This is a genomic window from Staphylococcus sp. HMSC077D08 (assembly GCF_001837945.1).
Classification (GTDB): Bacteria; Bacillota; Bacilli; order Staphylococcales; family Staphylococcaceae; genus Staphylococcus; species Staphylococcus epidermidis.
On the sequence record NZ_KV834805.1, the window covers coordinates 59,579 to 79,635 of the forward strand.

Here is a 20,057-nt window from a genome sequence, read left to right on the forward strand (position 1 = left end):
CCTCTTTACCAAAAAAATAATTTGGAGGTAATTTTATGACAATAATTAGAGATAAATTTAACAATAGTAAAGCTTTTTTTAATACGCATAAAACAAAAAACCTTAAATTCCGAAAACAACAACTTAAATTACTAAGTAAAAATATCAAAAATCATGAAAATGAATTATTAGATGCCTTATATAAAGATTTAGGTAAAAGTAAGGTTGAAGCATACGCAACTGAAATAGGTATGCTTTTGAAAAGCATAAAACTAATGCGCAAAGAGTTAAAAAATTGGTCGAAAACCAAACAAACGGATACACCACTCTACTTATTCCCTACAAAGAGTTATATTAAAAAAGAACCTTACGGTACGGTGCTTATTATAGGACCATTTAATTATCCGGTTCAATTAGTTTTCGAACCTCTCATAGGAGCAATAGCTGCCGGAAATACTGCTATAGTTAAACCTTCAGAGTTAACACCTCATGTTGCTATTGTGATTAGGGACATCATTGAAGATACATTTGATGAAACATACGTCTCTGTTGTTGAAGGTGGCATTGAAGAAACTCAAACGTTATTAAGTTTACCATTTGATTATATATTCTTTACTGGAAGTGAAAAAGTCGGAAAAATTGTCTATGAAGCTGCAGCAAGAAAATTAATTCCAGTTACTCTTGAACTTGGCGGTAAATCACCTGTTATTGTCGATGATACAACCAATATCAAAGTAGCGAGTGAGCGTATTAGTTTTGGTAAATTTACAAATGCTGGTCAAACGTGTGTCGCTCCAGATTATATATTAGTTCAGCGGAAAGTTAAAAATGATTTAATAAAAGCGCTTAAAAAAACAATTACTGAATTTTACGGAGAAAATATTGAAAAAAGCCCTGATTTCGGACGGATTGTTAATCAAAAGCACTTTAATCGGTTGAATGACTTGATTCAAATTCATAAAGATAATGTTGTTTTTGGAGGTAATAGTTCTAAGGAAGATTTATATATTGAACCAACTCTTTTGGATAATATAACCAATGACAATAAAATCATGAAAGAAGAAATATTCGGTCCCATTTTGCCTATCATTACTTATGATAATTTCGATGAAGTACTTGAAATCATCCAAAGTAAATCAAAACCATTAAGTTTGTATCTTTTTAGCGAAGATGAAAACATGACACATAGAGTGCTTGAAGAATTATCATTTGGGGGCGGTGCAATTAACGATACGTTAATGCATTTAGCTAATCCTAACTTACCTTTCGGTGGCGTAGGTTCTTCAGGCATAGGTCAATATCATGGTAAGTATTCCTTTGATACATTTAGTCATATGAAATCATATACATTTAAATCTACACGTCTAGAATCGAGTTTATTTTTCCCTCCATACAAAGGTAAATTTAAATATATTAAAACCTTCTTCAAGAACTAGTGTTAGTTATCTCCATATGAATTGCCCTTGAGTGATATACAGAGTTTTGTTATTTAATCTCATAATCACTCAAGGGCTTTTATATCGCTTTTATATTATTCAAAGACATCTTATAGTAGTACACAGACACCTTCATTAGCTATAGCTTTTTTATCTTTTAATGAAAGTTTGCCAGTTATGTTATCACGCTCAAAAATTGAAACTTTTGATTCTCCTTCTTGATGTGCGCAAATTAAATAATTATCTGATTCAGTTATATTAAAGTCTCTTGGAAAGGCATCGTAACTTGGTTGTATTTCAATACTTCTCAGTGACCTGCCATCTTTTAAAACTTCAAAAATAGCAATACTATCATGCCCTCTATTACTTATATATAAGTGCTTCCCATCATGTGATAGTCTTACTGCTGCTAGTTTCGATTCCCCATCAAAGTCTCTTGGAATAGTTGAATGTCTTTCTAGCTCAATGAACTTACCATCTTGGTATTCTGTAACACTCACCTCATTTGATAGCTCATGAACGATATACGCGTGTCGCCCATCTTTACTAAAAGCGATGTGACGAGGTCCGTCTGAATTATTGAATTGAGAAACTGCATATTGGTTTAAACCATCCTCACCAAATTTGTATGTTACAACTCTATCTGTACCTAAATCAGTAGCTACAACATACTTATGATCAGGTGTTTCATTTAAAAAATGAACATGTGATGAATCTTGTCTTTCATGTGAGCCAGTTGGAAATTCATGCGCAAGTTCTTCTATTAATTTCTCTATTGCTCCCGTAATTTCATTTAATTTATAAATCCTTGCAAGTCCTGCACCATAAACCGCTTCAAATAAATATTTACCATTACTAGACACTTGAATGTAACAGCCAGTTCCCTGTTTTGATGCTAGACATTTATTAATTAATTCCAGTTGTCCATCTTCTTTAATGTTAAAACTAGCTACACCACATTCTTCACCTTCTTTAGTAATCGCATATAAAAACGATTCCTTACGAGTAAGATAAGTTGACGCTTCAATTTCATAACCAGTTTCTAACGCTTCAATGACTCCTGTTTCGTCATTTAATTTGAAGCGATATATACCTTTACCATTCTTTTTAGTATAAGAACCTATATAACCTAATGTCATACCAAAACCTCCATAAAATCATTAATCATTGATTCAATTTTACCTTTAAGTATGTTTAATTTACAACGAAAAGTCATTTTACATATCACCTTACTACTTATAGTAACGAAATCAAATTAGAAATTACTTCTATCACACTAAAACATCACGAACAATTATATTGCTAAAAACTTTATATTGAAAAACAGAACAAATGTTCGTATAATGATACTATAAAGATTGAGGTGATTGAATAATGAAAGATATATTTAATGAAATGGATTACCGTAATATACCACGAGACATGTTAGATAAAAATATTCCTACCGGTCGTGGTATGGTTAAATGGGCACCATTTGCAACTTTACCAGAACAGTTTGAAACAATTTATCAATATATGATAGATCAAAATAAAGTGAGCAGACCAGTGCTTTCAGACGACCAACTTTCGCAACTAAATATACATTTACATGAAGCACTACAACAATCACGCCCAGTCAATATCAAATATTACGAAGAAGGATATATTAACTTTATAGAGCTCATTATACATCGGATTGATTCAATGAATTATGAGATTGAAGGTACTGCTCCTCATTCAAGAGAACGTCATAAAGTTTCATTTTTAGATATTATAGATATTTCTTTTATATAAAGAGTACAAGAGAATTTATTATTAATTTTTTCATTTTACACTTATATAACCACCAACATACTTAGCGTTATCTAAAGACTTTCTGAATGAAACCATTTAATTATTAATTTTAGAATTCAATAATTAATTTTGACTGATAATTGGTAAAATCAACTAATAAAAATAAGCCTACACATCTCAATGATGTACAGGCTTATTCCTAAATTATTATAAATTAATTGTTGTTTTCGATATCAGAAACGATTTCTTTCGTTTTTCTTTCGATATCTTCAAAGTCTTTTTTAAAAATATAAGCAAAGGCAACTACACCGATGCCTACTACTACTGTAGTAATAGCTAATAAACTAAAGACAAATTTGAATAACCCTTTAATAAAGTTCCACATTAGTTTTCACCTCTATAATTAATATGCATAGCTACATTTCATAATGATAGCATACTTAACTTTGTCATTAAATACATACCCTTTTTACGGATAATTATTCTAAATATGAATATAAATTATGATAATATATCAACTAAAGATGCTTAAAATGAAACAATTAAATGATTTCTTTAATCATGGTACACACAGATCAACTTAGCAACCAAGATTTTAATTTATCAGTGATTACTTTGTAATTATCAATATTCAGAATGATCACTCCTATTGAGATAATGTCATTGTCTTAATTTAGATTGTATGATTTACACAAATCAAGTTCAATTAATACTAAGTTACTTTTATATTACATTGAAGTAAAAATATAAGGAGAGATTATAAAATGCAAAAAGTACGTTCTGATATAATGACTCATCGCGGTTCGCACTATGATTTAGGAGTAAAGACTGCTCTTTGGTTACAAACCACTCCTTTATTAAAAAATCGAAATAAAGAATGGCGAAAGAGAATTCCACGTTTTGATATTGATGTCAAAGAAACCTATGATATATTTCAAGTCTATTCACCACAGATTTGGGAAGAAATAATTGGCATGCAAGATGTATTGAATCTACCTACAAAACAAATGATTTTAAATTTTGGCCATTATCGATTTACTGATTTAAAGGACAGTGGCTGCACAGTATATAAAGGTAGTGATTTTTTAGTTCGAAATTATGATTATCATCCTGCAACATATGATGGTAGATACTTATTATTTCAACCTAATGACGGGGGATTATCTCAAATAGGACCGACTTCAAGAGTGACTGGTAGAATGGATGGTATGAACGAGTATGGTTTAGTTATGGCATATAATTTTATGCATCGTAAAAAGCCTGAAAATGGATTTGTATGTTACATGGTTGGTCGGCTTATACTTGAAAACTGCAAAAATGTAACTGAAGCAATCAAATTTTTAAAAGAAGTACCGCACCGTAGTTCATTCAGTTATATACTAATGGATAGACATTCGAATTATGCCATTGTTGAAGTTACACCTCGATCAATAGATGTAAGGTATGAACATATATGTACAAATCATTTTGAATTGCTTACCCATGAAAATAGAAATTATACAAGAGAATCTAAAGAACGCTTAAATCGTGTAATAAATAAAACAACTCCTTCTACAAACAAAGATATCGCATTCAAATTATTTAACGACCCGCAATACGAAATCTATAGCAAACTATTTAAGAGTTGGTCTGGTACAATTCATACTTCACTATATGAACCTAATTCATTAATAGCATGGATGGCATTAGGTCAAAACAGTCATCCAACCTCAATCAATTTCTCTAATTGGTTAAAAGGTGAGAAATTGAATATAAATTACTTTGAAGGCGAAATAGATACACCATTAACTTTTGCCACATACTAATTAAAAATTCGACCCTATCTTAATAAATCAAAGGGTCGAATAATTTATATTATTTATTCAATTATAATATCGCCATCCACAGTGTAAAATTCCAATATATTATCGCTGTTTCCTACTTTTCCTTTGTCGAAATATCGATTTTTAATTTCTTTATTTCCATGACCAGGATGAAGTTTAAGCAAGGTGTTTTTGGGTTTTTCGCCAAAATGGTAATTAATATTACCTTTTTGTGTAGAAGCTTTTATATCATTGCTAGATTTCATGTCCGTCATGGAAATATCACCTCTATTAACCAAGAAAACAGTATCTCTTAATGTACTATTTTTAACATGAGTTAAGCCCTTATCAAGCTTCATACGACCTTCCCTGATTAAACAGTCTGTAATATAAAAATTTGCTTTAGAGGATTCGATATTTAGCTGATTGAGTTCAGACCGTTTAAGTTGTATAATTCTATCTGTTTCCAATGAAACATGTTTCAAATTCACTTGATTTAAATCAATTTCTCCCAATAACGATTGAATATTAAGAGATTTAAGGTCTTTTTCTGGTACAACAATTGTTAGCTTCCTATTATTTGAGTGAAATGGATTAAAATTTAATCCATATCCTCTATCTACTGCACGTTTTTCTTTAATACTTAACCTTTTATTATTTTTTGTAACATTTATTTTATTATCTCCAGTAAAATAAACGGCTAATTTTTTCCCAGAAATTACATTAACATTGGTTGTTACTGTACTTATTGATAAATGTTCAATTTTACTATTTATAGTTTTGTTATAATGTCGATTATCGTATTTGTTTTTATCTATAGTAAACCACGTCATAGTACCACTAGCAAAGAAAATGATAAATATGATTAAACCACTAATAAAAAGCTTTTTCATTCTTTAACGCTTCCTTTAACAGTCTTTATATACCAAAGAAGATATTTCAAAATAAGTTTATGAATTATTTCACCAATTTTCAAAGTAATAACAATAAACATAATTCCTAAACCTGTAAAAGAAATTGAAAAAAACACATTACTTATAGCATTTTCGAAACCATGTAATACTGAATAAAATAATAAAACAAATGGTGCAAAGATAAAACAAATAGAAATAAGGAAACAGAGTAGAATAAGTAATGCAATGATAACAACCGGTATTAAAATGATAAATAACGACAAAATACCAAGACTTAACGATGCTAGTATTGCTCTTACGATGTTTGCTAAGGTTGGTTTGTAACTAGCATAATGAATAGCACTTCTAGCTTTTACTTCTTTGGAAATATGATAAGGATCATTTAACTTTTTTATAATTTGTGATTCACTAATCCCTTTCAACTCTTCTTCATAGAATAAGTTTTCATACTTGTGCATAATACTATCTTTTTCTTCTCTAGGTAAATCATCTAAAGCTAATTCTAATTCATTTAAGAAGGTTATTTTATCCATATTTACGCACGCTCTCAATCTGAACTAAAAAATATCTAATACTTTTTGATTATTATTTACTAAAGAACTCAATTCTTTTAACAATGTTATCTTTATATAAAATGTTTAATTTCAGTTTATTAAAACGGTCTACATATGTCATTGAGTGATAATTTTTACCTACTTTATTAATCTTGTAGTTTTCTCCCAATTTATTGATGACTTTATCAATTGGGTCACCCATTTTAACACCAAAATTTGTTTCAACTTTATCATCTTTGACTAAAACCATGCCTTTAACCTTATGCGTTTTATTTTTTACTTTTACTGTAAAATCTTTATGATTTTTATCATTGTAAAAGGTATATCTATCTAATTTAATTTTCTTATTAACCACAAATCCTTTTTGATTAAAACCATGATTTAAACTAATTTGATTCACACTGTAACCAGATAAATCCACAGATTTTATACTTTTGTAATAAGTCAAACCTATCAATAAAGAAATAGCTCCAGTTAAAAAAATAGCGAATATTAACCATCTACTTTGAATTCGCACCTGAGTCACCACTTTCACTCTTGTTCTAATTAATATAGCATATGCACAATGTAGTTTCATCTAACAAGATAGTCACATTATTTAATATACATATATTAAGTTATTTTAATTTCTTTAAACTCAAAAAATTGATATAACATTTTAAATTATTCAAGGGAGGGTTTTTATATAAGAAATTTAGAAACTTATTTTAATAAAAGTCAAACACTCAATGAATTCATTAAGGAAATACAAGTAAATAAAGACAATTTATTATCCATTTATAATTTCTTCCACCTACCACTTAATGATGCACGTTTAAACCAATTAAGAGAATCGAATTATTCTAAGGTGCTTATAATTAAAGAGTATTGGTGTGGCGATGCCATGATTAACATTCTAATATTAAAGTATATTATTGAATTTCTGAACATCGAAGCAAGAGTTTTTCATAGAGATGATGATACACATCTGATTGATCAATATTTAACAAATAGTTAATCAAGTGCTATCCCTATCTTTGTCTTCATGAACGATTTATTCAAACGATTAACAGTTTGGGGACCAAAAGCAAAAGAAGTACAAATTTTGTCAATAAAATTAGAAGTAATAAGTTGCCAGATAAAACCCATCCTAATTTTTGAGGATTGACTTAAAGAAACACATATCATTATTAGTCAAAGGTATAAAATTAATTCAATATTTTGGAATCAGTTTTAACTCAATAATAAATCTACTTGTATATAAATAAAACGAGTGGGACAGAACTCGTCATGAATTCTATGTCCCACCCTATAAAATACACCTCATAAATTTTAATTAATGACTAAACAATTTTTATATGTCTGAGTCACTTAACTAACTTCTCCACGTTTTATTATTTAAATATCTCTCTTTGAGGCATATAACATATTTGCAATAAATAAGACCACTATTGATGCAATAGAGATAAACCATTGCCAATGAGAGAATTTAATCTCACCAGTCATTTTTTCAGTTAAATACGTAAATGGTATATATTTAAATGAATCTTGAATATCATCGCCAATATTCGGAATCATTGGAATAAATGGCTGAATAAACGGAACGATGAGTATTAAGAAAATACCTAGAGTAAATATGACAGCAGGTTTTTCTACTATTAAAGTGATTAATAATAAGAATAATCCAAAGAATAAAAAGAAAATAAGGTAAAACCAAATATTATTTAAAAATCTATCTCCATCTATTTTTTCACTTTTAGTTGTAGATTGTATAATAATTATTACCAAGTAGTGAATAATTGTAAATAAGAATGAAATTAATACAATAGTTACTGTTTTAGTAATGATATAGCCCATTCTGCTAGTTATTCTGCTCATAAACAATTGTATAGTACCTTGTGAGTAATCTCTTGTTATTGTTTTTATAATGAATAAAAGTCCAGCAAACAAGAAAAGCCAATTAGCTAAATTAAAAACCATATCTATATTAACTTTATGTGCAGAACTATAATTTGCCATCATGCTAGCTTGGAATACCGTCATTCCAATTACAAGTATAAATGCTAAATAAGTATACGGACTTTTAAGTATACTAATTAAATCATATTTGACTAATTGTAAGCTCTTCATTATTTATCACCTCTTTGATTAATATTAAAGTAAGTATCACGTAGTGAACTTTTACGTGTTTCAATATATTTTGGATAAATATCTAGTTGGGATAACGATTTAAGTAACTCTCTATAATCATTTTGAGCTTTAATGATAATTTCTCCAGATTCTTTTTGAGACTGCTGTACTTTAAAGTTTTCAGAAAGATAATCTAAAGCTTTATTAAAGTCATCTTTTTGTAAAGTAAGAATGGTACTATCCTCTGGTCCCCCATCTTTCATATCTACATCTTGAACGAACTTACCATCTCTAAGAAATACTGCTCTATCACAAATCAATTCAATGTCTTCTAATTTATGACTTGAGATTAATATTTTCATTTCTAATTGTTGAACAAGTGATTGAATTGTCTTTAGTACATCTATCGAACCATCTGGATCCATACCATTTGTAGGTTCATCTAAAATTAAGTATTTAGGTTTGTTCATTAATGAAACTGCAATTGATAATTTTTGTTTCATTCCCATTGAATATTTGTTAACTTTTTTCTTGATATATGGTTTCATTCCAAAAGCTTCAATAATATGATTTGCATATTCCTTATCGAAACCATCGCCTAATACTTGTGCAAATAATTTTAAGTTAAATAAACCTGTCTTATTTCCATATAACTTAGGATGCTCAATTAAATAGCCAACATTCTCACTTTTAGGCATGTCGACCTTTCCTTGATAGTTAATAATGTTATTATTCATGACCTTCATCAAAGTTGTTTTACCAACTCCATTTTTACCGATAAGACCAACGATTTGACTCTCGCCAAAATCAAAATCTATATCGTCTAAAACAGTATTTTGACCATATTTTTTTGTGATATGTTGTAATTTCATCATAGACCTCCTTAAAAATGTTAATTCTTTATTTTTTTAATTTGAATCAAATAATTAATGACTAAGAAAATGCTACTTATAACTAATAGACCATAATTTAAGAAATATGAGTATATCATTGGGATATGGCTATCATTGTGTGTAAGATAATTGATTAAGATGAAAACGACCGATAAAGTAAATGGCAGAACCACCATAATCCCTACAATATAAGCTAAATATGGGATATCTCGATCTTTACGTTCAGTACTCTTACTAAACGCTATAGGTATAGAAAAGAAATTTCCTACAATGAATGAAAAAGTCGTCGAAAAATAAATCGAATCTGTTTTTATTGTGCTTGTATTGTATCCATATAAACTAATGATAAGCGCACCTATAAAAGTTAATAAAATACACGTCATGTAATTAGCGTTAAGCAAATCTTTCTTTGAAACAGGCAAACTATAAAAGAAATAATATGAAGATGAACCACCTAATCTACGGTTAACTCTAAATAAATGACCTATATCTATCAAGCATATCATCGTCAGTATTAATCCGATTGGTCCTGAGATAATTGAATATAATGGTGTATCTTTATTTAACAAATGATAAATGGGGAAGAATAAAAGCAATAATGCGTAAAGAATTAATGTCCAACTACGTAATTTTATGTTTCTAATCATTAATTGCTTCATAGTTAAATCTCACTTTGTGTTTTGAATTTGTATTTCGTTCCTGTTTACTTTTTTCTAAATAAATCATCAATTGTTCTATAGATGCATCTTTTATTTCAACGCCACTACCAAATAGTTCATTAAATGTTTGATAATATTCTGTTAAACCAATATAGCCTGTTTGCTTACTTTCTTTGTATATCAAGAGTTCATTCAACTCTTCATCTAAGTCTTCATTAGAACCACTAACGATTTTGTATTTTTGCGATAGTTTATCCCTAGACTCATTGAATATGATTTCACCCTCACTGAGAAAAACGATATAATCTGCAATTTTTTCCAAATCAGAAATAATATGTGTTGAAAAGAAAACTGTCTTATTTTCATCTATCAATTCTTGTTGAATAATTTCAAGTAATTCATTTCTTATTAACGGGTCTAACCCTGATGTTGGTTCATCTAGGATAAATAATTCTGCATGATGACTGAATGCAATTGCTAACGATAGTTTCATTTTCATACCAGTTGAGAAAGTTTTTATTTTATTTTTATATGGAAGCTGAAAAAAATTTAAATATTTTATAAATATTTCATGATCCCAACGATCATAAAAAGGGGCAATGATATTTTCTAATTTTTTTACTGTCCATTTTTGATTAAAATAAATCTCAGAATACACAAATCCAATTTTATTTTTTATTTCACGAGGATGGATTTTTATATCTTTCTCAAAAACAGTGATCGTACCACTTTCAGATTGAATTAAATCCATAATTAATCGTATTATTGTAGTTTTCCCCGCACCATTTCCACCTATAAAACCTGTAACATATCCTTTAGGAACATTGAAGGAGACATCTTGCAATTGAAATGCGTTAGATCGATAATTAACATCTTTAAGTTCTATCGCGTTCATTAGTCGTCCTCCTCATAAATCATAGTCAATATTTCTATTAATTCCTCTAAAGGCATTCCAATTGTTTTGGCTTCTTTTGACATAGAATGAGCTAAATTTTCAATAACAAAAAATTGCTTTTCTTTTAAAATAGAATTATCTTGTTCCTTTACAAAGGTTCCTTTACCTCTAATCGTTGTTACAAACCCATCTTTTTCCAAATCTTCATATGCTCGTTTTGTCGTTATTAAACTCACTTTTAAATCTTTAGCTAACTCACGCATTGATGGAAGATGTTCACCAGGGGAAACATAACCTTTCAAAACATTTTCTTTAATTTGTTGCTTAATCTGTTCATATATAGGACTTTCACTATTGTTCTTCAAAATTATTTTCATTGATGTCCCCCTTTTCATCTGTATATACATAATATATACAATATACACACTTTTGTAAAGTGATTTCGGAAAAATTGTAGTAATCTCTACTTCATCAGGAATATACTGTGTATATCATCTATATACAAAAAGGATGAAACTGAATTCATTTGAATTCTACATTTCATCCTAAAATTAAATATTTTACCAAATTTTGCCAAATATTTACTAATGATCCTTTTAAAATTACAGTTAAAATAGCAAAATATACTTCACCTGTTTGATTTTATGTACTTAAAACTTAAAGTAATATTTGAAGTTTTATCACATGAATGTATCTATTTTTTTTTACGCTCGTTATGTCTATTGATAAAAGCACAAATCATGAACATAATTGCTGCTAGCAATAATTTTACCCCTTGCGAATCATGATCTGTCGCTTGTAAATAATACCCTACTATAAATAGTACAATAGCTAATCCAACAAATATTTTAGTCAAGTGTTTCATTTATTTCACCTCAGTAATATAAAAGTATATCAAATTAAAACAAAACTATGAACCACACTCAATAGCATCACTTTATATAATATTGTTTGCGGTCTATTTAGTACAGTGTTACAATTTAATTGTATCCACGTATTATACTACACAACCCCAAGTCTGGTACCAGCAGACTTGGGGTTTTTTGGTCATCTATTTGCCTTTCCATTTTATTTCCAACCAAATACGAAAGACAATGAGTATGCCACCGGTAATTAATGTTATGATTCCATCTTGCCACCACGTCATTATACTACACCTCCCAAAAAGATGAGTGTCATATAATATGATGACCTATCAATAGTTTAACACAAAAACAGAACATATGTTCTGTTTTTGGTAGATAATTTTTAATTTATAACTTTAGTACAACACTTTATCTTTAAAGCAATACAAGATAATATATATATAAACACTTTATTGAAAAGAGGTTAAGACAATGATGAATCCATTAGCCCAAAAATTGAATGATGAAATAAAGCAATCAAGCCCAGAAGTATTAGATATGATGTCACAATTAGGTAAAGAAATGTTTTATCCAAAAGGAATTTTATCACAATCCGCCGAAGCAAAACGTACTACATATAATGCTACTATTGGTATGGCAACCAAAAAAGAAGGTAAAATGTATGCAGATTCACTTAACCAAATGTTTAATGACCTTACACCGGATGAAATTTTCCCATATGCACCTCCTCAAGGTGTAGAGGAATTACGTGATTTATGGCAGAAAAAAATGCTTAAAGAAAATCCCGACTTAAAGTCAAAATCTATCTCTCGTCCCATCGTTACAAACGCGCTCACGCACGGTCTTTCTCTAGTAGCTGATTTATTTGTAGATACAGAAGATACCATCTTATTACCGACACACAACTGGGGCAATTATAAACTTGTATTTAGTACACGTCACGGTGCTCATATCGATACGTATTCTATTTTTGATGACTCAGGACACTTCACTACATCTGAGCTTGTAAAAACATTAAAAGAATATAAAAACGACAAAGTGATTATGATTTTAAATTATCCTAATAACCCAACTGGTTACACACCAAATAGAGAAGAAGTTAATACTATTGTACATGCAATTGAAGAATTAGCTAATAAAGGTACTAAAGTAGTAACTGTTGTCGATGATGCATACTATGGGTTATTTTATGAAGAAGTTTACCAACAGTCGATTTTCACGGCTTTAACACAGGTTAAATCTTCAAACCTTTTACCAGTGCGTTTGGATGGAGCTACTAAAGAATTCTTCTCTTGGGGCTTCCGAGTTGGCTTTATGACGTTTGGAATTAATCATGAAACGTTAAAAAATGCATTAGAAGCTAAAGTAAAAGGATTGATTCGTAGCAATATTTCAAGTTCTCCACTACCTTCTCAGAGTGCTATCAAACATGTACTTAAACATCATGAGCAATTTGATAAAGAAATCGATCAAAATATCAATATTTTAAAAGAACGCTACGAAGTAACTAAACAAGTGGTATATGATAATAAATATGCTAAATATTGGCAAGCCTATGACTTTAATTCAGGATACTTTATGTCATTGAAATTAAATCAAGTCGATCCGGAAGAATTACGTAAACATTTAATTAATAACTATTCAATTGGTATTATTGCTTTAAATAGCACAGATATTCGTATTGCCTTTAGTTGTGTAGAAAAAGAGGATATTCCTTATGTCTTTGAGTCTATTGCTAATGCAATTGATGATATTAAATAACTTTAAGGGGCTGGGATTATGAATGCTCTCTATTCGCAGTCCCAGTTCTATTCTTTTCTTGATTGATTTGCTCTTGAAAACTATGTGTTAAAACCTTTTTATTTAATTTGATATGATGTTATTTTTACTAAAAAATATTAATTATATTTTCTTCGGATATAAATTTTAAGAATCTTCACAATTTAGTTAGTCGACCCTTTAATAATTTATTGTTTTATTTTTGTGATTTAAGTACAAAAGCTAAAACGAATATATTGATACTCAGTACATTAGTTTTTGACTTTTGATTTCTATCTCCATTATCTCGAAGTTGAGCCTCTGTGATTTTTCTACAATGATTATTTATCAAGTAACTACACTCGCCACCCTATTCTTTAAGTTTTTAAATAGAAAAAGTGTGGATTGTAGACCCACACTCTATGACTAACTATTCTCTTATTTTATTTCTAAATAATCCTAATAAACCTAAACCAGCAAGTAACATTATTAAAGCAGGATTTTGAATATCGTTTGATTTACCTGTTTCCGGTAATTTATCTTGTACATCATTGTTATTATCTTTCTTAGAAATTTTTGTAATTTCGTCTACTTTGTCTTTCTTAGTTATTTTTGTGTCTTTCTCGTCTATGTCGCTTTTTGGTATTGCTGGGCTTTTCTCCTCTCTATCTTTCTTCGAAGTTTTTGCGATTTTTTCTTCTTTGTCTTTTTTTGATGTTTTTCTGTCTTCGTCTTTCTCGACTTTACCGTTACTTGGTATTACTGGTTTTTTCTCCTCTCTATCTTTCTTCGGAGTTTTTGTGATTTTTTCTTCTTTGTCTTTTTTTGGTGTTTTTCTGTCTTCGTCTTTCTCGTCTTTACCATTACTTGTTATTACTGGTTTTTTCTCCTCTCTATCTTTCTTCGGAGTTTTTGTGTCTTTATTTTCTTTGTCTTTCTTTGGTGTTTTGGTGTCTTTAGATTCTTTCTCGTCTTTATCTTTCTGTAGTGTTTTTGTGTCTTCGTCTTTCTCGTTTTTGGTAATTTGTGTATTTGTTACTGAAGTATTTGCTTGATTTTGTTCTTTTCCATTCACTTCATCTTTATTTTGATTGGTTGTTTCAACAACTTTATTTGTATTATTATTTTGTTGATTATTTTCAACTATAGGTGATTGTGCAGTGCTAATTTTACGATAAATAAACTTAGTAATTCCGTCACTCACAGAAGTTCTATAATGTTGGTACCCAGGAATTTTCACCGGTTGCCTTTCTGAAGCAGGGGTTTTAGCATCTTCCACAGCATCTTTAATAATATTTCCTTGATCATCTAGCCAGACAGTTACATAAAGAATTGGTAGTTCATATGACGCATCGTATTCTTCTTCATCATTATTATTTTGATCTGTTGTTACGGCTGTTGCATCTGTATTTTCATTATTATTTGTAGGTGCTGTCTGTGAAGTTTTTGGTGATGTTCCTTGATTTGCAGTATTTTCATCCGCATACACAGTTACGTTACTGTTAAATAAATAGAGTGCCAATGTTAATGCACTTGCTGTGCCATATCTTATAGTTTTCTTACTTAAATATGTTTGTATTAATTTCGAATTATTAGGTTTGATGTCTTTCATAGTTGTATGTGCCTCCTAATTTTTTGATTTAAATTAAATTTCGATATCATATGCCTATGATACTGAGATTTACAGTGTGAGCATAATCGAACAAAATATACACAATACGTTATTTAATTTATAATATATCATGTATTTTAATTTTTCACAATTTAAAATTACCGAATAATACTAAAGACTTTTTATTACTTTCAACATTGAGATAACATTTTTATAACTGCATTAAAATCGTTGATTTCTCAGAGCTTTACTGACTAAACATTATAACTTTACTATATAGTGAGATATCTAACGTTTTTGTAATTACGATAATTTTAACTCATACCTAAAAAAGCTTCTCAAAAGTCTATTCAACTTTTGAGAAGCTTTTTAGTAATTTAAATTAAATATTTATATTGAAGTCTAAAATCAATAAAATATCTACATCATACCTGGCATTAAGTACCACTAAAAATAAACCTTAATACATGTATAAAATCCTATTAAATCAATAATTACAATTTCTTTAGATACGATTATTTTTTGTTTTTGCATTCCATTATGTCATAATTATGTCATTCAAAATAGTATATCAAACCATTGTATACTAACACTAAAACATTAAAATTGAAAAAGTAGCATGAATTTGTGGCAATGATCATATTAAATAACGTGAATCATTTTAAATCTTCATCTTTAATGTGAATCATTAGTAAATGCCCAAATAACAAGTCCAATAAATACTGCTGCCAGCACAATTGATGCAATATATGTATTAATCATACTGTATAATGACATGACTATTAATGTTATTGAGATAAGTATTTGTATAAAAGGAGAATATAAAACTTGAGTCACTTGTTTCAGAATTATAATTGCTATTACAATAACGATTATAAATATTACAATTGCATAGAAGTATAGACTTATATGTTCCATGCCAATACTTCTATAACCATCATTAAAAAAATGAGAAAGTTTTATCTTATCACCATATTCCTTTTGAAAAACCTCCCTAGATTCATTTGCAGGTCTATAGAAAGTTAAGTAACCAAATAATAATAAAATAAAATTAAATCCACAATACTTTAATTCTTCAAATAATCTACCCATTGGATCACTCCTATTTTTTACTAATTATATCAATAAAAAATAATAAAAGTTACATACTTCAAAACTGTTATTTAATTATTCTTAAGTGTTAAGATATCTATATATTTTGCTATCTAACAAAAACTGTTTCAACTAGCATATTATGTTCTCCTTAAATCAACCTACACAGTCACACAAACTCAATCCTCACTGCAACACAGGACGTTTCTCAGAATTATAAAATTGGAATTAGTACTTCGCAATACTTATCTTTTCCCTCTTCTTCCTTATAACGCTCTAATATAGGTTCATTTTTTACTCTCAAATTATTGTTATCTATAATGTTTGGTAAATTAGAATAGAAGTCTTTCACGTCTTTTGTTGTATGTGGTATTGCAAAAACAACATATTTTCCTCCCGTAAAACTTCGAGAATTTATAAAATCATTTATCTTTACATCTTCGTCTATTTTTAAAACTAAATCATATCTACATGATTCTTCTTCGACAATTTGTGGATCATCTAATGCTACACCTAATATTCCGTTAGTCTCAACATATCTCCAATAACTATTTTCTTTAATCCACTCTTTAAAATTCTTCATCATTTCATAATTCTTATTACTACCATACTTACCTTTATTTCTAACATAGATCACATTACAATCATCTAAAACTTCGATTTTATAGTTCATTTTAGCACCTCCAACAATAGGCTAACCCGAGTTAAAATTTATTACAATATGTATTAAAAAATTTCTTAAAATACAAAAAACGCCACTCGTAAGTGACGTTAAAAATATATTTAACTTGCTCGCATGCTTATTAGTAGCGATATAATTTATTTAGCTCGAAATTGAAGTCCCTGCTTTTAATAAATCATACAATCCATTTGTTGCTAAATCTAAGATTATACTTTGTATATTATTTTTTATCATAGACTTCACTCGCTTTCTATATTTTATCAATTTGCGTATTATAATTAATGTTAAGATAACGAGACTAATTTCAAGCTGGGGATTTATCAGCTTTATTAAAGATTCCCAGCTAAATAAATTATATTATTTATTATAGCTCATTAAGCACAATATTACTATTAGTATTTATATAAAAAAACGCCACTCAATGAGTGACGTTTAAACGATTTATTTAACTAGTCCGTGTACTAACTATTTAATTTGCCCTTATTATCAAAATTATGCCCTTTTTTTGCCCTTTAAATTAGCAATATTCTTATTTATCCACTAAAGTACACCTTGAATTTTAGGGTTACGACGTATGTTATTGTATAAAACGACTATCCAATTTTGTATTGTCCCCTATTAATATTCAGGGCTCAATTATGAGCTTTGTAGTAAAATGTAGTATCTTAACTAGTATCTACATAGGTACACTATTGTACCCATAATAGTTTGATACACAAACTCATTCCCCACTGCAACACAGGGCGTTTCTAAAGGTAAAAAACACTATATAAACAGTGATGTTAATCACTTTTTATTCATTTTGATCGTTCTTTTTCTATTTCTGAAACGGACTTTATATTTTTATGATACAATACTTCAAGATTATTAGAACTTGTTATATCTCCATCAAACTGAAAGTCTTCTGTAGATCTTATACCCGCAGTAAAAGATTTATTTTTATCACCATTTACATATCCACTAACATCATAACCATCCATTGGATTTCTTTCAATTTTAGTGAAATGTGTATTCTTATATCCCTTAACATTATGTTTCATAAAAAGTTCTATTCTTTCTTTTTGTTCATTGTAATACTTTTGTTCTTGTTCTTTTTGTTTGTCATTTTTCATTTTTAAATAGACGCCTCCAACAATTAATATTACACTAATTAATGTAATGAATATTAAAATTATTTTTTTATTCAAATAATCATTCCTTCGAGGTGAAATAATGGATAAACTATATAATAAAGATAACACATATCATAAACTTTCTGGTAATAGTTATAATCAAAATATTATAAAAAGTAGAACTACTAAAATTAAAAATAATGATGATAGTATACAGAATTTCAAAATCCAAGCATCACGAGTTGATAAAGGAAATGGTTTTCAAGCTATGGCAGTATCGCCAATAGGCAATGATGGAAAAGTTGATAATGATACGGTTTATATGATTTATGCTGGAACTAACCCTAAAGAAGAAGCTGATTTAGGTACTGATATGAAACTGGCTCTTTCTAGCGTCTTTAATAATCAAATTAAATCTAATCCAAAAGATGTTAAATTATATAATGATTATAAAGACTTAAACAACAAAACAATTGACTATAAATATCCAGATAATACAGCTAAAAATTCACAATTTGACGAAGCTAATATTTGGACTGAATCTGTGCTTAAGGAAGGTAACTATAAGCACGTATATGGTTCGGGTCATAGTTTAGGTGGTACAATTGCTCAAGTTATGGCAGTTATGCATAATTTTGACCAAACTAAAACTTTTTCAGCTCCTAACGGTTATAATCTTTTACCCGATAATGTTAAACGAAATTTTGATGCCAAAAAATTTGAAAAGAAAATTGTCGATTATACACATACGTCAGATGCTATTGGTATGTATGATTTAGGCAAAGAAAAAATCGGTATGAATATTTTTGTTGAAGATGTCAAACGTCAATCACTCATTGACTTAAATAACCCTATGCTAGCACATGGACTTAAATTTTTTAATTTCAGTGGTGACAATGTAAAAATAAAAATTGATTCAGACAAAGCAAAAGCTATCGCTGAAAAATTAAGCAGCGATTTAAAAGCTATTAACCAAGCAATTCAACGATTGGAAGATTATGAGGAACATTCTAAAAAACGTGCTAGACAAATTGAAGAAAAGTACAAGGATTTAATTTCATCTGGGAACTATAAATATATACATACCTCTGACATAGAAAATTATATGGAAGAGCTTACTAAATCTGGCAAATATGATTTTTATGATAAAACAGAATTTGATGCTACCATATCTGATTTACATTCACATAAAAAGCAATTAGAACAACTCGCTGAAAAAATTGTAGATGCCGGCCAAAAGATGGAAAATCGAGATAAAGAATTAAGTGAAATGTATCAAATGTTTGAGGAGGAATAACATTGAGTCTATTGGAAAGCGCTAAAGAGAGTGTAAAAGAAACTGCTCGTAAAGATGCCGAATTCATAAAACTTGAATGCTTAAAACATGAAATGAAGTCTGATGTTATATCAATGATATCTAAAGAAAAACAAAGTTTAAAACAATATAATGATGACTTTGAAAATTTAATTCAAGCTATATTTGAATTAAAAGGCACCTTAATATTTGGTTTTGAAGGAAAAACAGCTGACGCTATGGTCGAAACAATGGGTAAATATCATTCAAAGGTCGTCGAAGATCAAAAAGCAATTGAATCTTGTATTCGTAGTTGTAAAACCTATGATGGATGGCTCTAATAATATCTTTAACTGTATTTAAGACTTTAAAATAATTTAAAGACGCCATAATATTCGGCGTCTTCTTTTTACTCCTCAAATCTACCTAATATCATCAATATGAAACTCTGCATTCGGATATAGTTTACTTAACTTTTCTATATCTCTCTCATTCTTTTTCTTCATCTTCACCAATACTATCAATAAACACTGGTGTAGCTACATTTAAATCTACTTTCTCAGTAAATAAGCTATGGTATCTACCGAGTAAATCGCGAGCTTTCATGCGATCACTAGGCTTAATAGG

The 20,057-nt window shown here is 29.0% G+C and carries 21 protein-coding genes and 2 pseudogenes; 7 read left to right on the plus strand and 16 right to left on the minus strand.

Features of this window, described 5'->3' with window-relative positions; genetic code table 11:
* Nucleotides 1-35: 35 nt before the first annotated feature.
* Nucleotides 36-1,415, plus strand: a complete 1,380-nt coding sequence (locus HMPREF2663_RS08985; RefSeq protein ID WP_070846263.1) for an aldehyde dehydrogenase — start codon at nt 36-38, stop codon at nt 1,413-1,415.
* Between the two features lie 110 nt (nt 1,416-1,525).
* Here the strand turns inward: HMPREF2663_RS08985 and HMPREF2663_RS08990 are convergent, their stop codons facing one another.
* On the minus strand, nt 1,526-2,554 hold the full coding sequence (locus tag HMPREF2663_RS08990) for a 6-phosphogluconolactonase (protein ID WP_002491495.1): 1,029 nt from the start codon (nt 2,552-2,554) through the stop codon (nt 1,526-1,528).
* A 235-nt stretch (nt 2,555-2,789) separates the two neighbouring features.
* On the opposite strand from HMPREF2663_RS08990, the gene HMPREF2663_RS08995 reads away from it, so the two are divergent.
* Nucleotides 2,790-3,188 (plus strand): YolD-like family protein, encoded by a 399-nt coding sequence (locus HMPREF2663_RS08995; RefSeq protein WP_002447477.1) that lies wholly within the window; start codon nt 2,790-2,792, stop codon nt 3,186-3,188.
* A 214-nt stretch (nt 3,189-3,402) separates the two neighbouring features.
* Here the strand turns inward: HMPREF2663_RS08995 and HMPREF2663_RS09000 are convergent, their stop codons facing one another.
* Nucleotides 3,403-3,573, minus strand: a complete 171-nt coding sequence (locus tag HMPREF2663_RS09000; protein WP_001830431.1) for a hypothetical protein — start codon at nt 3,571-3,573, stop codon at nt 3,403-3,405.
* Between the two features lie 379 nt (nt 3,574-3,952).
* On the opposite strand from HMPREF2663_RS09000, the gene HMPREF2663_RS09005 reads away from it, so the two are divergent.
* Nucleotides 3,953-4,993, plus strand: coding sequence for a C45 family autoproteolytic acyltransferase/hydrolase (locus HMPREF2663_RS09005; protein ID WP_002447478.1), 1,041 nt, complete (start codon nt 3,953-3,955; stop codon nt 4,991-4,993).
* Nucleotides 4,994-5,046: 53 nt separating this feature from the next.
* On the opposite strand, the gene HMPREF2663_RS09010 is transcribed toward HMPREF2663_RS09005, so the two are convergent.
* Genes HMPREF2663_RS09010 through HMPREF2663_RS09020 form a run of 3 tightly spaced genes read right to left on the minus strand, consistent with a single transcriptional unit; the run spans nt 5,047 to nt 6,975 of the window.
* On the minus strand, nt 5,047-5,883 hold the full coding sequence (locus HMPREF2663_RS09010) for a DUF4097 family beta strand repeat-containing protein (RefSeq protein WP_070846265.1): 837 nt from the start codon (nt 5,881-5,883) through the stop codon (nt 5,047-5,049).
* Entirely contained in the window at nt 5,880-6,437 is a 558-nt protein-coding gene (locus HMPREF2663_RS09015; protein ID WP_002447480.1) for a DUF1700 domain-containing protein, read from the minus strand. The genes HMPREF2663_RS09010 and HMPREF2663_RS09015 overlap by 4 nt, the downstream gene beginning before the upstream one ends.
* Before the next feature lie 52 nt (nt 6,438-6,489).
* Nucleotides 6,490-6,975: a hypothetical protein gene (locus tag HMPREF2663_RS09020; RefSeq protein WP_002457925.1), complete on the minus strand. Its 486-nt coding sequence runs from the start codon at nt 6,973-6,975 to the stop codon at nt 6,490-6,492.
* A 168-nt stretch (nt 6,976-7,143) separates the two neighbouring features.
* Between HMPREF2663_RS09020 and HMPREF2663_RS12410 the strand changes: the two are divergent.
* Nucleotides 7,144-7,705, plus strand: a pseudogene (locus HMPREF2663_RS12410) (thioredoxin family protein).
* A 130-nt stretch (nt 7,706-7,835) separates the two neighbouring features.
* Here HMPREF2663_RS12410 and pmtD read toward each other — a convergent pair.
* The 6 genes from pmtD to HMPREF2663_RS09050 all read right to left on the minus strand — a co-directional run bounded on the left by pmtD (nt 7,836) and on the right by HMPREF2663_RS09050 (nt 11,879).
* Nucleotides 7,836-8,567, minus strand: coding sequence for a phenol-soluble modulin export ABC transporter permease subunit PmtD (gene pmtD, locus HMPREF2663_RS09025; RefSeq protein WP_070846267.1), 732 nt, complete (start codon nt 8,565-8,567; stop codon nt 7,836-7,838).
* On the minus strand, nt 8,567-9,439 hold the full coding sequence (gene pmtC, locus HMPREF2663_RS09030; protein WP_002457923.1) for a phenol-soluble modulin export ABC transporter ATP-binding protein PmtC: 873 nt from the start codon (nt 9,437-9,439) through the stop codon (nt 8,567-8,569). The genes pmtD and pmtC overlap by 1 nt, the downstream gene beginning before the upstream one ends.
* A gap of 20 nt (nt 9,440-9,459) precedes the next feature.
* A complete protein-coding gene (gene pmtB, locus HMPREF2663_RS09035; RefSeq protein ID WP_002497023.1) occupies nt 9,460-10,119 on the minus strand; it encodes a phenol-soluble modulin export ABC transporter permease subunit PmtB in 660 nt (219 codons plus the stop codon).
* On the minus strand, nt 10,100-11,014 hold the full coding sequence (pmtA, locus tag HMPREF2663_RS09040) for a phenol-soluble modulin export ABC transporter ATP-binding protein PmtA (protein WP_002490544.1): 915 nt from the start codon (nt 11,012-11,014) through the stop codon (nt 10,100-10,102). The genes pmtB and pmtA overlap by 20 nt, the downstream gene beginning before the upstream one ends.
* A complete protein-coding gene (locus HMPREF2663_RS09045) occupies nt 11,014-11,391 on the minus strand; it encodes a PSM export ABC transporter transcriptional regulator PmtR (protein ID WP_001830364.1) in 378 nt (125 codons plus the stop codon). The genes pmtA and HMPREF2663_RS09045 overlap by 1 nt, the downstream gene beginning before the upstream one ends.
* Before the next feature lie 317 nt (nt 11,392-11,708).
* Entirely contained in the window at nt 11,709-11,879 is a 171-nt protein-coding gene (locus HMPREF2663_RS09050; protein ID WP_002447489.1) for an SE1626 family protein, read from the minus strand.
* A 475-nt stretch (nt 11,880-12,354) separates the two neighbouring features.
* On the opposite strand from HMPREF2663_RS09050, the gene HMPREF2663_RS09055 reads away from it, so the two are divergent.
* Complete coding sequence (locus HMPREF2663_RS09055; protein WP_070846279.1) at nt 12,355-13,641, plus strand: aminotransferase class I/II-fold pyridoxal phosphate-dependent enzyme; 1,287 nt, start codon at nt 12,355-12,357, stop codon at nt 13,639-13,641.
* A gap of 427 nt (nt 13,642-14,068) precedes the next feature.
* Here HMPREF2663_RS09055 and HMPREF2663_RS09060 read toward each other — a convergent pair whose 3' ends face one another.
* The 4 genes from HMPREF2663_RS09060 to HMPREF2663_RS09075 form a co-directional block, all read right to left on the minus strand.
* Nucleotides 14,069-15,250 carry an LPXTG cell wall anchor domain-containing protein gene (locus tag HMPREF2663_RS09060; RefSeq protein WP_070846269.1) on the minus strand — a complete coding sequence of 394 codons (1,182 nt, stop codon included), beginning with the start codon at nt 15,248-15,250 and terminating at the stop codon, nt 14,069-14,071.
* A 675-nt stretch (nt 15,251-15,925) separates the two neighbouring features.
* Nucleotides 15,926-16,342 (minus strand): hypothetical protein, encoded by a 417-nt coding sequence (locus tag HMPREF2663_RS09065; protein WP_070846271.1) that lies wholly within the window; start codon nt 16,340-16,342, stop codon nt 15,926-15,928.
* A gap of 214 nt (nt 16,343-16,556) precedes the next feature.
* Nucleotides 16,557-17,015 (minus strand): GyrI-like domain-containing protein, encoded by a 459-nt coding sequence (locus HMPREF2663_RS09070; protein WP_070846273.1) that lies wholly within the window; start codon nt 17,013-17,015, stop codon nt 16,557-16,559.
* Nucleotides 17,016-17,821: 806 nt separating this feature from the next.
* Nucleotides 17,822-18,199: a DUF1433 domain-containing protein gene (locus tag HMPREF2663_RS09075; RefSeq protein WP_371106695.1), complete on the minus strand. Its 378-nt coding sequence runs from the start codon at nt 18,197-18,199 to the stop codon at nt 17,822-17,824.
* Between the two features lie 37 nt (nt 18,200-18,236).
* On the opposite strand from HMPREF2663_RS09075, the gene HMPREF2663_RS09080 reads away from it, so the two are divergent.
* Nucleotides 18,237-19,433 carry a hypothetical protein gene (locus tag HMPREF2663_RS09080; protein WP_002499990.1) on the plus strand — a complete coding sequence of 399 codons (1,197 nt, stop codon included), beginning with the start codon at nt 18,237-18,239 and terminating at the stop codon, nt 19,431-19,433.
* Between the two features lie 2 nt (nt 19,434-19,435).
* Nucleotides 19,436-19,771: a hypothetical protein gene (locus tag HMPREF2663_RS09085; protein WP_070846274.1), complete on the plus strand. Its 336-nt coding sequence runs from the start codon at nt 19,436-19,438 to the stop codon at nt 19,769-19,771.
* A gap of 81 nt (nt 19,772-19,852) precedes the next feature.
* On the opposite strand, the pseudogene HMPREF2663_RS12770 reads toward HMPREF2663_RS09085, so the two are convergent.
* Nucleotides 19,853-20,057, minus strand: a pseudogene (locus HMPREF2663_RS12770) (terminase small subunit); the annotation flags it as partial.